The following is a 13,677-nucleotide window of genomic DNA, read 5'->3' on the forward strand; positions in this document are numbered from 1 at the left end:
AAATAAAAACATACAGCTATGACAGTAAATCAAATTTCTATTTTCCTGGAAAATAAGTACGGAAAGCTAAGTGAAATCCTGGCTCTGCTTGCTGAAGAAAAAATACGGATCATTGCCGCAACAATCGCAGACACCTCTGAATATGGTATTTTGCGTATCATTGTAAGTGATCCTCAAAAAGCATATAAGATATTGAAAAGCAACAATGTGAGTGCCAACCTTACAGAGGTTTTGGCTATTGTTACGAACTCCTGTGCCGGAAGTTTTGCCGAAACACTAAAGCATTTTACAAAAGCAGGCTTGACAATCGAATATATGTATTGCTTCTCTATGAATGAAAAATCGATTCTGATCCTCCGTACTAACAACCGGGAAGTTGCCCGGGAAGTGATTCGCCGTCAGAATCTGGAATACATATGCGAAAGCGACTTAATGAAATTATAAAAAACAAATAACAAATGTTCGGAATAGATGATCCCGGTATCTGGTTAGCCTACTTGTTAGCCTTTGCATGTTTAATTTTTTCTTTATGGTTCGGTATTGCCAATTGGAATAAAGGAGATAAAGAGAGTGATAACCCTAAACAACCCGATAAATGAATACGCTTACCCTTGGAATTGTCGTTATAGTTTACATGTTTGTTATCGCCTGGTTAGGGTATATCGGATATAAACAGACAAAAAATGCCAGTGATTATTTATTAGGGGGACGAAAGGTAAACCCCATTATCATGGCTCTGTCTTACGGAGCAACATTTATTTCAGCTTCAGCCATTGTTGGCTTTGGCGGAGTGGCTGCAACATTTGGTATGGGTATCCAATGGCTATGTCTGCTGAACATGTTTATGGGAGTTGTTGTTGCATTTATCTTTTTCGGAAGACGAACCCGTAAATTAGGAGAAGAACATAATGCACGCACCTTTCCCCAGTTATTGGGATTACATTATAATTCACGCAGTATACAAATATTTATAGCTGCGATCATCTTCATCGGTATGCCTTTATATGCAGCCGTAGTAATGAAAGGCGGTGCTGTATTTATCGAACAGATGTTTCATATCGATTTGCATCTGGCATTATTGATCTTTACCTTGATTGTTGCAGCTTATGTAATTACCGGAGGGATTAAAGGCGTTTTGTATACAGATGCTTTACAAGCTGTGATTATGTTCGTATGCATGCTGTTCCTGCTCGTTTGGTTCTATCATATAATGGATATGGGATTTGTGGAAGCAAACCAGAAGCTATCCGAAATCTCCCCATTGGTTCCCGATCGCTTTAAGGAACTGGGACATCAGGGATGGACTGACATGCCGGTGACAGGTTCTCCACAATGGTATACGTTGGTTACTTCATTGATTATGGGTGTCGGCATAGGATGCCTGGCCCAACCTCAGTTGGTCGTACGATTTATGATGGTGGAAAGTACCAAGCAATTGAATCGTGGTGTATTAATCGGTTGTGTATTCCTGATTGTTACGGTAGGAGCTATTTATCACGTAGGCGCTTTGTCAAATCTGTTTTTTCTTAAAACAGAAGGTGTTGTAGCTTCAGAAGCCGTAAAAGACATGGATAAGATTATACCACTGTTTATCAATCGTGCCATGCCAGAATGGTTTGGTGCTGTCTTCATGTTGTGCATCTTATCAGCCAGTATGTCTACGTTGAGTGCACAATTCCATACAATGGGAGCCGCATTCGGTGCTGATGCCTTTCCTAATTTAGGACGTAATAAAAATAATAACTCAACTATGGGGGTCCGTATTGGTGTTTTATGCTCCATTCTTGTTAGTTATATTATCTGTTACACATTGAGTGCCGGAATTATTGCACGTGGAACAGCTTTGTTTATGGGGATATGTGCAGCTACATTCCTACCTACTTACTTTTGTTCTTTATATTGGAAAAAAGCAACAAAGGAAGGTGCTTTAGCCAGTTTATGGACCGGAGCATTAGCCAGTTTGGTTGCCATGTTGTTTTTTCATAAAGCGGAAGCAAGTGCTGTCGGTCTGTGTAAGACATTGACAGGAAAGGATGTATTAATCGATGTATATCCTTGGTTTGCCATAGATCCTATATTATTTGCACTCCCATTATCCATTATCGCGATTATTGTAGTGAGTCTGTTGACACAAAAGAAATCAGATAACATATAATTTGAACTATGTTAGTTTTTCTTATATGCTAGAAAACATAAATTAGCATTTTAGCTATTGCTATTTATAGAAAAACCACGATATTTGCATCGTGGTTTTTTCATAATAGTATTAGATTTAAGGTTAACAAAGTTGGTTAGGGCTTGTCGTGAGACAGGCTTTAATTGTTTATAGCCCTCTCCTTTTCCGGTAAAATTCCTACCTTTGCAAGAAAAAAGATGATCAAATACTTTTGTTTACTCCTTCTGATTTTATGCAGTTGCAATAATAAACCCAAAGAGAGTGATACTATTCATGTATCTGTTCTTAGAGGTCCTTCTGTTATTGCATTTGCTAAAATAATCGAGGATAGTCCGAAAATAGAAGGAAAGCGATTATCTGTCGATATTGTTGACTCACCGGAACAAATGCAGGCCCTCTTGATAAAAGGGAAAGCAGAAATAGCCGCACTTCCTATGATCAATGCCGCGAACTTATATAATAAAGGCCTGAAATACTCCTTACTAGGTTGTCCGGTTTGGGGAAATCTTTATATCGTCGGTAAAAAAGGAGATCATGTTCAAACATCTGAAAGAAAAACATTACATATTTTCGGAGCCGGCACTACTCCTGACATCTTAACCCGCTACTATTTGAAACAGAAAGGTCTATCCTGCTCTTTGAATTACGCTTTTACTACACCCCTTGAAATAACCCAGGGATTGCTTAGTAATCAAATCCGGAGGGCTGTATTGGCTGAACCATTCTTAAGTATTGCATTGAAAAAAGACAGTACCATATATATTGAATCAAACCTGAATAACCCGGACAGTACCTCACCTGGATTTGCCCAGACCGCTATCGTTTATGCTCCTTCGTTAAGTGATAAAAGAACAGTATTGGACAGTTTATTGAATAAATCCTGTCAATTCGCTATATATCAGCCGGAGGAAGCCATACGTATCCTTGAAAGCCGGAAAATATTTACTCCCGGTGCATTGACTCCGGAAAGTATTGAACGATGCCGCATTAAATATTTATCAATAGGAGAAGCAAAAGAAAGTATTCTTGATTTCCTGCGTTTGATAAAAGAATATGAACCCAAAGCCATAGGAGGAAAACTTCCGGATGACGCTTTTTTATCAGGTAAGCAATGAAAAAAGGGATAATATCATTTATATCAGTTTGCATTTTACTCTTTTTCTGGCAACTGACTGCATCTTATATCAATCAGCCGGAACTGATACCTTCCGTCCCTGATCTTTTAAAAACATTACTCCAGTTATTCGGTAGCGAGACATTTTATCAACACATATGTGCAACGATATTCCGTGGTATATCAGGAATACTCCTGTCATTGGTTATCGCTTTATTATCAGCTTTTTTATTTGCACGCTACGAATTGCTCTATGAACTATTCAGGCCGTTATTAACAATTATGAGATCTGTTCCGGTTATCTCCTTTATTTTGCTGGCTTTGATATTTCTGAATCCGGAAAGTATTCCATTAATGATTGCTTTTTTGACTATGTTTCCTCTGTTGACAGAAAATCTGACAAAAGGTATCTTGAATCTTCGTCCGGGTCTTTCCCTGATGGCTGATCAATTTAAAGTCAACAAAAGAAATAAGTTGATGCAGGTTATTTATCCTCAATTAAAGCCTTTTCTTTTTAGTGGACTGGCATCTGCGGTAGGGTTCGGTTGGCGGGCAATTATAATGGGAGAAGTGCTTTCACAATGTACTTTGGGGATCGGAGGTGAGATGAAACGGGCTCAAAATTTCATTGCTGTCCCGGAATTGATTGCATGGACCATCATTGCGATTCTGATTAGTTTTCTGTTTGATAAAGGAATCAGTAAAATGGCTTCAGTAAAATGGAATATACTATACAACAATACAAGTCATGATGTAAAAAGCAAACTTCCCTCTCCTATAGAGATAACAGATATGACCTTTCAATATGCCGGAACAAAGGTCTTATCCAGTTTCTCTTATACTTTCGAACCTGATATTATTTATGGTATAAAGGCTCCTTCGGGAACAGGAAAAACAACATTGCTGAATTTAATTAACGGTTCATTGAAACCCACAAACGGAATAATTGATCTTAAGGATCAAAATCTCTCCAATGTGTTTCAGGAACCGGAATTACTATCTCATCTGACTATATTACAAAATGTATCTCTTCCTTTGTCCTCTGTTTATAACAAAAACACATCTGAAGCAAAAGCAATGGAAATGTTGCAATTAGTTGAAATGGATATGCTAGCCGAACGATATCCGAATGAACTTAGTTACGGACAACAACAGCGTGTCGCTTTAGCACGCGCACTGGCTTTCCCTTCTACGATTATGCTTCTGGACGAGCCTTTCAAAGGATTGGATAAAACATTGACCTTCCGCATTATCGGGCGGATACTCTCACGACAAGCAACAACCAGACAAATAATTATTTTCACGTCTCATAATCCGGAGGAGTTGACTCTTTTGGCCTCAGTAATAATTCAGTTGCCCATGATCAATTAATCTTCACAGGATTACAAGGGATCGTAAACCAGAAAGTAGAGCCGGAACCTTCTTCTGATTCCACCCCGATTTCACCATTTAACATAGTTATAATCGTTTTGCAGATCGACAGCCCAAGGCCGGTTCCCTGTTTAAATTTATCCAGTTTCACGAACCGGTCGAAAATAGAGGTTTGATCCTTTTTACTGATTCCTGTACCGGTATCGGTTACATAAACATAAATACCATTTTTCGTTAGTTTATACCCAAACCGGATAGAACCGGATGAAGTAAACTTGATGGCGTTGGATAAAAAATTAGTCAATACCTGGGTAAGCCTTGTTTTCTCAGAAATGATGCAATAGTCGTTGCCATCATTTTCAAAAATCACTTTCACTCCGGATTCAGCTCTTAGTGTAAATGCATGTTCTTGCGGTTTGAACAGGTCATTCAAGCTAAAGTTAGTATATATAAACTCCAGTTTGCCCGATTCTATTTTGGAAATATCGAGAATATCATTAATCAGTTGTAACAGAAAATCATTACTGGATTCAATAATCTTAAGATATTCCTGTTTTTCTTCCTGGCTGTCCACCTGTGCCATTAATGTAGAAAAGCCAACAATAGCATTCAACGGAGTACGGATTTCATGACTCATATTGGCAATAAAAGCCGATTTCATTCGGTCACTTTCTTCTGCCAGACGTTTAGCCTGTACATCTGCCTCATGCCGCTTATCTACCGTTATGTCTCTTAAAATGCCGATAGCCTTCAAAGGTTTGCCGTCATCCCCATATTCATAAACTTCACCAATCTTTTCGAGCCAAACATATTCATCAGAGAAATATTTACAACGAAAGCTTAGTTTCAGCGAGTCTATCTCTCCACGGGCAAAAGCATTGACTATATCCCGGTACATCTGTTGATCGGCCGGATGTATCTTTTCCGTAAAACTTTCATGAGAAATATAGGAATGAACCATCTCTCCGTCTTTTACCAGGGATAATTCAGCCGTTTCATTCACCACATCCCATATCCACGGGTATATGCGTCCGGCCATACAGGAAAGAGCCAGTCTCTTATTGTTTTCATGTAATTCATCTTCTATTCTGCGTTGTTTGGTTATATCCCACGACATCCCCAGCAGATAAGGAGCTTTCCCTTCCCGGGGAACAAGCAGTTTCATCGTATCCATCGAACGAAGTTCTCCCCTCGGATCAAGCATTTGTTCAACATAACGTTGCATTTTACCGGAACGAAGCACTTTCTCATCCATGTCACGAAAACTTTGTGCCGCAACCGGATCAATAAACAAATCAAAGTCTGTCTTTCCCACAACATCGTTATGAAAACGGCCGTAAATCTGATTCATCATTGGGCTGGAATATACATAGCGAAAGTCATCCCCCGTATCTTTTACAAAAAAATACATGGGTACCGCATTTACTATATTCGACAACAATCCGGATAGATCTTTATATTTTTGTTCCAATGCATCGGCATCTGAATCAACAGGTATCATACAGCTTTAGGACTTAATGTTTATATACCCACAAAAGTCTTGAAAATAAGCGAGAGTAACAAATAATAAAAGAAAGAATTCAAGATAACGGCAAAATAAAGAGTACGGGCTTCACTATATCAGCGTTTTAGTAGCTAATACATGAAAGCCGTTGTCACGATCAGGCAATCTGTACAGGTAAATGAACTTTTCGAGAAAGTAAAATAAGCGCTCAAAACATATAATTAAAGTTACCCTGCATATATGTTTCGAACGCTTATATAAAGTAAAGATCGGGTTATTCACCTAAAAAGCTATTTTAAAAGTATCTTTATCCACCCTTATAAAATAAATACCTCTGCCTGGTAAATCAATCTTTTCTACACTGCCACTTATCATTGTTTGCCTAACTATACGTCCACCAGCATCATATATAAAGACATGAACTCCTACTTGAAAACCGATTAAAGATAATTGATTGGTACCGGAAAGGTAAACTCGTTTATCGGTATTGATCATTTCGATACCAGTCGTGTTATCTTTTTTGAATTTAACTTCAAGTTTAGAATCAACCAGTAAATAAGGGATAACATATAAATTATTTTCATCCAGCTCATTTGTAATATTCTTTCCATTCAGGTAAACTGATTCTATTAAATATCCTTGATTCGGTGTAATAATTAATTCGATACGTGAAGATGTCAGATACGAACATTCATTCGTTCCTTCATAATAAAAAGTATCATCAAAATATATACCTTTATCTCCTTTTATCTCAACAAATCCTCCTGCTGTAAGAGATAGCTCAAACTGACGATTAGTAGCAACCCCAATCGGCTCTATATTTGCGAATTTGCCCCAAACCGGATGATTACGATAAAATGGAAGCTGATCTGCTGGTACCAATAATTTAGCAACATAATAAGTTAAATCACTAAAACTATTTGCATAAATTTCGGGAGTCGTATTTACCGGAACGAATAATTCAGATATGGCTTTACTATCGATAAAAGCATTTTCTGCAATACGTTCTATACTTTCATTCATTTTCACATATGCCAAAGATGTACAACCTTTAAAAGTTCCTTCCGGAATTTCCTTTACATTCGGAGGAAATGTTACAGAAGCAAGTTTGTTACATCCCTCAAAACAAGGAAGTTCCTTCAAATTATGATAATTATCAAAATTAAACATATATTCTTGACATCCCTTTAGTGCATTTATACCTATATGAGATAATTCAATTTTAGTATCCTCTCCCCTGGGTATTTCAACATTCTTGACATTTTCAAAAGCATAATCACCTATTCGCTCCAAACCACTCTCAAGTGTGATGGATAGGTTTTTACAATTTCTGAATGCTGCTTCTTTTATCTCTTTCAAATTAGTTAAAACAGTAGACAATGTAGTTAGATTGGAGCAATTCTCAAAAGTACCTTTTTCAATAACTGAAATATTATACAGAGATGGTATTTGAGTAAGACATTGGCAATCTTTAAATGATTCTTCTCCTATTTTAGTCAAGTACTTATAGTTTTCAGCGTATTTTTCAATATAAGATATTGCTGAACCTAAAAAGGCTTGTTTCCCTATAGCTTCTATTGAATTAGAAAGATAAATCATTTTTATGGTTTTATTATTATGAAAAGCATTTTCTGGTATTGTATTAGCTGGATAATTTTTATATTCTCCTATTGTTACTCTCAAACTCAATTTATATAAAGATTGCATTTGGTTCAATACAAGAAAATCTCTTTGATCTATTTCTCCACTTATATTGAGATCTGTCACCATTTTCATATCTTCCTCAGAAAGATGCGATGCCAATGTCCCTGGTTCCTCTGATGTCAGAGAGACTTCTCTTTTTTCTCGTAGTTCTGCAATAATAGTTAATTTCTTATCACTATCCATACTTATTTCGATATAACTACCAGATCCTTCATTTATGATTTTATTATCTAGCAAGACTTGTTTTATTAAATAATATTCAGAAGATATATCAATGCGATTATATCCGGAGTTTATGATAATTGAACTTCCATTTGTAACATCTTTTCCATTGATTTTTATTTTGTCTGTACCTTGAATATCTATTAATAGTGCATATTGTTTTCGGATATACTCTATTTTCAATGTAAGATTAGACTTCATCGATTCTATCGTATAAGAACCATTCTGTATTTGATCCGTTATATCTTTATCTTCAAGAATAATACTCTTTATATTGTAATATTTACTTGGTTGAAAATTGATACAAATTGAACTTTCTTCTTTGATATCTGAAATAAGAGTAGATTCCGTTATAACCTTATCACCTATTTTTATACTGCCAGCCTCTCCCGTCATGCTTATATTTAATTTGTAAGTCGGAATCTGTTCAAAAGAAATAGATAATTCCACATTAGCTGAAATGGCAGAAATCGTCAAAATATTATTGCTTAATTGATTGGTTACATCCTCACTTCCTAACTTAATCTGTCGGATACGATAACCACTCTGAGGGGTTAACGTTACTTTTACATCAGTTGAAGCTGCGACAGTGAATGACTGACCAGACATGAGGGATTGATCATTTACCTTCACACTTCCGCCAGACGAATAAGCAAGCTTAATGGTATGATTTATAGGAGCGTCTTTTTCAAAAGTAATTATAAGCTCTTTGTTTGCTGTAATTGAAGAAAGAGTTAATACATTATTATTTAATTGACTAAATACATCCTTGTTATCCAATAGAACTTGCTTGATATGATAACCGGTTTGAGGGGTTATCATAATTTTCACATTACTAAGAGCATTGACTTTAACTGATTGCTCGGATACAACAGACAGTCCATCCACTTGTACAGTGCCACTTTCGTTATAAGTAACATTTATTGTATGAATATTCAACTCAAAAGCAACTGTAATCTCTTCGTTATCTAATATGGATGAAATAGTCAATACATTATTCTCTAACTGATTAGTAACATCTTTAGTTCCTAACCTAACTTGCTTGATATGATAGCCTATTTGGGAGGTTATAGTTACTTTCACATCAGTTGAGGCAGTTACAGTAGCTGATTGGCCGGAAGTGACAGACTGATTATTCACCTTCACACTTCCACCTGCCGAATAAGTAACCTTTACGCTATGAGTTATCGAAGCATCTTTTTCAAATATGACTTTTATATCTTTATCGGTAGAAATAGATGAGATAGTGAGTATATTATTATTTAATTGACCGGTTACATCATCGTTTCCTAACTGAACCTGCTTGATATGATAGCCTACTAGAGGGGTTATCGTTATTTTTACATCAGTTGAAGCAGTTACAGTAGTTGATTGGTTGGAAGAAATAGACTGATTATTCACCTTCACACTTCCTCCAGACGAATAAGTAATTTTTATTGTATAAGTTTTCGGTACATCCTCTTCAAACTTAACGTCTATTTCCTGATCGGCTGATATTGATGATATAGTTAGTACATTATTACTTAACTGATTGGTTACATCTGTTGCCCCCTGTTTTATGTACTTAATATGATAATCATTTTGAGGCATTATAGCAATTTTCACATTCGAAGCAGCAACAACTGTTACTGATTGACCCGTAGTGACAAACTGGTCATTGACTCTTACACTTCCACCTTCTGAACAAGTAATTTTCACTGTATAAGTCTTTGGTACATCCTTTTCAAACTTAACATCTATTTCTTGATCGGCTGATATTGATAATATAGTCAATACATTATTATTTACTCGATCAGTCACATCTTCATTTCCTAACTTAACTTGTTGAATATGATAATCTGTATAAGGTATTATTGTTATTTTCACATCAGCATCTGCGGATACTGTGACCGATTGACCGGTATAAGTAATGGATTGATCATCTACTTTTACATTTCCACCATCCAAATAAGTAACCTTTACAGTATAAGTTTCTGGCTTCTTCTCCCAGATAGGTTCTATTTGATAGTTTTTGCCAATGCTTGCAACATAAGATGTGATTTTTCCTTTACTAACTCCATTTATTTTCACATCTTTAAGACGATAACCTTTTTTTGTCCAAAAAGAGAATGTAATATTTTTACAATTGTCATCCAATGGATATCCAGGAGGGAAAGAGCCGCCTGCGCTGCAAGAAACAGTACCCATTGTTTCATCGTAATGTAAAACTCTAGCGAAAAAAAGTCCCTTTTGCTCAAATTTAAGCTGAATAGACTGACTTACATACTGGTATTCATCGTTACTTTCTTGTTCTATTTTTATCTCTGATTGTCCTGTAAAATTGTTTTGTTCCCATATCGCTCCATCATAAACTAATTCAATGTCATACTTATAACCTTCTTCTACTTTGGTTTTATTGATTGCTCTAACTGAAAGAAGAGAGTTGTCACTACTATTACCAGTTAACTTCAACGGAACGGGTGATTTTGTTCGAATAAATCCTGGCATTTTAATGGTCTGTTGCCAACCATCGCCAACACTTTTTAGAGCTGCTTCTCCTGAAATACCTGTAGGGGATACAAGAGATAAATCCCGAAAAAGAAGTTCTGAACTTAATACACTCAAATCTGGATGAAGTAATTCACATTTAGCCTTATTGGTACTGCATAAACAAGTTAATAGGATAGCCAATAGAATGTAAGATACTTTTTTCATGAATATACTTTCTGCCTCCCTGTTCCCCTCGTTCGGCATACTTTTAAGATTATCAAATAAGAAAAGCGCAGGAACTGTCATTTCATTATCCAACTCAGAGGTATCGCCAAACACCCATCACCGAAGATAATAAAACAACAGCCTGCGCTCTATACTGTATTTGCTTAATGACAAAAAGAAACAGCAGAACGCAAGCATTTGTTGTCTATTATTCCTTCGGGATTGAAAATTGGCGATTTTCTGAATTAGGAATAATATCGTAAACGCTTTTCGCTTTCTAATAAGTCCTTCTGTTCAAGGCCTCGCTAGGTCTTTAATTAGAATTACTGCAAACATACGTAAAAATTCATAATTAGCATATCAATAACATAAAAAACAGACAAAAGCCTGCTAAAATCATCCGACGAACCTACTTATTAAGTAGCCTTCGGTCTACTCGATAAGTAAGGTACACAGTTACTTAGTAAGTAGACTCACGCTTACTTATCGAGTAGATTTCACCTTACTTACTAAGTAAGTTTTACCCTTGTCGGGCACTGTCTCCCAGGTTCTATTCACAAAAACATCTTAAACGGGAGTAACCTTTTAAATTTAATACCTATTTTTGCATAAACAGGTATTATAATATGATAATTGTGCAAACAGAAGAAGAATTACGAACAATATTCGTATCGTCATGTATCGAATCGGCAGCACGGGCAAGAGGATGCTTACATCGTTGATGAAATCATGATGGAACTGTACCAATCATAAAATAAATAAATATGACAACATCATTTCATACACTCATCTCCCATTCTTTAAATATTCCGGTCGGACAAGTGGAACGGACAATCGGATTGTTGGGAGAAGGAGCGACAATTCCTTTTATCAGCCGGTACAGAAAAGAGGTTACCGGAGGACTCGATGAAGTCCAGATAGGAAATATCAAAGATCAGCTGGATAAACTGACCGAACTGAAAAAACGTAAAGAAACGATAGTAAACTCCATTGAGGAACAGGGAAAACTGACTCCCGAGTTGAAAAAACGCATAGAAGACTCATGGGATAGTACGGAGATAGAAGACATCTACCTTCCTTATAAACCAAAACGAGTTACAAAAGCTGAAATAGCCCGAAAAAAAGGGCTGGAACCACTTGCAAAGATCATCATGATACAAAACGAACATGATCTGTTAGGCCGGGTGAAAAGCTTTATCAAAGGAGAAGTAAAAAATGCAGCAGAAGCCCTGCAAGGTGCACGTGACATCATTGCCGAGTGGGTGAATGAAAATGAAGGAGCTCGTAATGCTGTACGCAATTCTTTTGCCCACACAGGCGTTATCTCCGCAAAAGTAATTAAAGGGAAAGAGGAAGAAGGTGCTAAATACCGTGACTATTTTGATTTCAGCGAACCGTTGAACCGATGCAGTTCCCACCGCCTGCTGGCTCTCCGTCGCGGAGAAGCAGAAGGTATCCTCAGAGTCAGTATATCCCCTGATACAGATACGACCCTCGATCGTCTGAAAAGACGTTTTGTAAAAGGGAATAGTGAAGTTTCCGACCAGGTTGCCAACGCTGTCGACGATTCTTTCAAGCGATTGCTCAAGCCTTCCATCGAAACGGAATATGCAAACCTCAGTAAAGCCAAAGCGGATGAAGAAGCAATCCGCGTATTTGCGGAGAACCTGCGACAACTTCTACTGGCTCCGCCATTGGGGCAAAAACGTGTACTGGGAGTCGATCCGGGATATCGGACCGGTTGCAAGCTTGTTTGTCTGGATGCACAAGGCAACCTGCTTCATAATGAAGCAATCTATCCCCATCCGCCGCAGAACGAGAAAAGCAAAGCGGCTGCCAAGGTTTCCCAGTTGGTATCGACTTATGCAATCGATGCCATTGCGATAGGTAACGGAACGGCCAGTCGTGAAACGGAACAGTTCATTACCAATATCCGCTATGACAGGAAGGTACAGGTATTCGTTGTCAGCGAGAACGGAGCGTCTATCTATTCTGCGTCTAAAATTGCACGGGATGAATTTCCTGAATATGATGTAACAGTACGTGGTGCCGTAAGTATCGGACGCCGGTTGATGGACCCACTAGCCGAACTGGTTAAAATCGATCCGAAAAGCATTGGAGTCGGCCAGTACCAACATGATGTCGAGCAAGGAGCTTTAAAGAAAAGCCTGGACCAGACAGTCGAAAGTTGCGTAAATATGGTTGGAGTGAATGTCAATACGGCCAGCAAACATCTGCTCACTTATATTTCTGGTCTGGGCCCTACCCTGGCACAAAATATTGTGGATTACCGTGCCGAACACGGTCCTTTCCAGTCGAGACGCGAGTTAATGAAAGTGCCCCGCATGGGAGAAAAAGCTTTTGAACAAAGTGCCGGATTCTTGCGTATCCAGAACGGGAAGACGCCTTTGGATAATTCAGCCGTCCATCCGGAAAGTTATCCGATCGTAGAACAGATGGCGAAGGACTTGAAATGCACGGTAGAAGAGCTGATCACCAATAAGGAGTTGAAGAAAAAGCTGGATCTTACCAAATATATCACAGAAAAAGTCGGCATGCCGACCCTACTCGATATTATGGAAGAACTGGATAAACCGGGAAGAGATCCTCGTCAGGCGATACAGGTCTTTTCTTTCGATCCTACCGTCAAAACGATAGAAAACTTAAAAGAAGGCATGGTATTGCCGGGAATCGTAACGAATATTACGAACTTCGGATGTTTTGTCGACGTCGGTATCAAGGAGAACGGACTGGTTCATATTTCAGAACTGGCCGATCGTTTCATCAGCGATCCGACACAGGTTGTGTCCATACACCAGCACGTCAAGGTGAAAGTTATGAGTGTAGACCTGGCCCGTAAGCGGGTTCAACTATCTATGAAAGGGTTATGAT

At 37.8% G+C, this 13,677-nt stretch carries 8 protein-coding genes; 6 read left to right on the forward strand and 2 right to left on the reverse strand.

The genetic code is table 11. The features are described from left to right. Positions 1–18 precede the first annotated feature (18 nt). From M1P97_RS13745 to M1P97_RS13765, 5 genes are all read left to right on the forward strand, one after another. On the forward strand, positions 19–444 hold the full coding sequence (locus tag M1P97_RS13745) for an acetolactate synthase (protein WP_195371353.1): 426 nt from the start codon (positions 19–21) through the stop codon (positions 442–444). 14 nt (positions 445–458) lie between these two features. Then, positions 459–599, forward strand: a complete 141-nt coding sequence (locus M1P97_RS13750; RefSeq protein ID WP_195371355.1) for a symporter small accessory protein — start codon at positions 459–461, stop codon at positions 597–599. Next, positions 596–2,155 carry a sodium:solute symporter family protein gene (locus tag M1P97_RS13755; protein WP_195371357.1) on the forward strand — a complete coding sequence of 520 codons (1,560 nt, stop codon included), beginning with the start codon at positions 596–598 and terminating at the stop codon, positions 2,153–2,155. Before M1P97_RS13750 ends, M1P97_RS13755 begins: the two co-directional genes overlap by 4 nt. A gap of 218 nt (positions 2,156–2,373) precedes the next feature. Next, on the forward strand, positions 2,374–3,291 hold the full coding sequence (locus tag M1P97_RS13760; protein WP_249389376.1) for a substrate-binding domain-containing protein: 918 nt from the start codon (positions 2,374–2,376) through the stop codon (positions 3,289–3,291). Continuing rightward, positions 3,288–4,661 carry an ATP-binding cassette domain-containing protein gene (locus M1P97_RS13765; protein ID WP_249389377.1) on the forward strand — a complete coding sequence of 458 codons (1,374 nt, stop codon included), beginning with the start codon at positions 3,288–3,290 and terminating at the stop codon, positions 4,659–4,661. Before M1P97_RS13760 ends, M1P97_RS13765 begins: the two co-directional genes overlap by 4 nt. Here M1P97_RS13765 and M1P97_RS13770 read toward each other — a convergent pair. Then, on the reverse strand, positions 4,654–6,162 hold the full coding sequence (locus M1P97_RS13770) for a PAS domain-containing sensor histidine kinase (RefSeq protein ID WP_195371378.1): 1,509 nt from the start codon (positions 6,160–6,162) through the stop codon (positions 4,654–4,656). The genes M1P97_RS13765 and M1P97_RS13770 overlap by 8 nt on opposite strands. A 285-nt stretch (positions 6,163–6,447) precedes the next feature. After that, a complete protein-coding gene (locus M1P97_RS13775) occupies positions 6,448–10,785 on the reverse strand; it encodes a leucine-rich repeat domain-containing protein (protein ID WP_249389378.1) in 4,338 nt (1,445 codons plus the stop codon). A gap of 764 nt (positions 10,786–11,549) precedes the next feature. Here M1P97_RS13775 and M1P97_RS13780 point away from each other — a divergent pair. Further along, positions 11,550–13,676, forward strand: a complete 2,127-nt coding sequence (locus M1P97_RS13780) for a Tex family protein (RefSeq protein WP_249389379.1) — start codon at positions 11,550–11,552, stop codon at positions 13,674–13,676. Position 13,677 lies beyond the last annotated feature (1 nt).

Source organism: Parabacteroides leei (assembly GCF_023369805.1).
GTDB classification, from domain to species: Bacteria; Bacteroidota; Bacteroidia; order Bacteroidales; family Tannerellaceae; genus Parabacteroides; species Parabacteroides leei.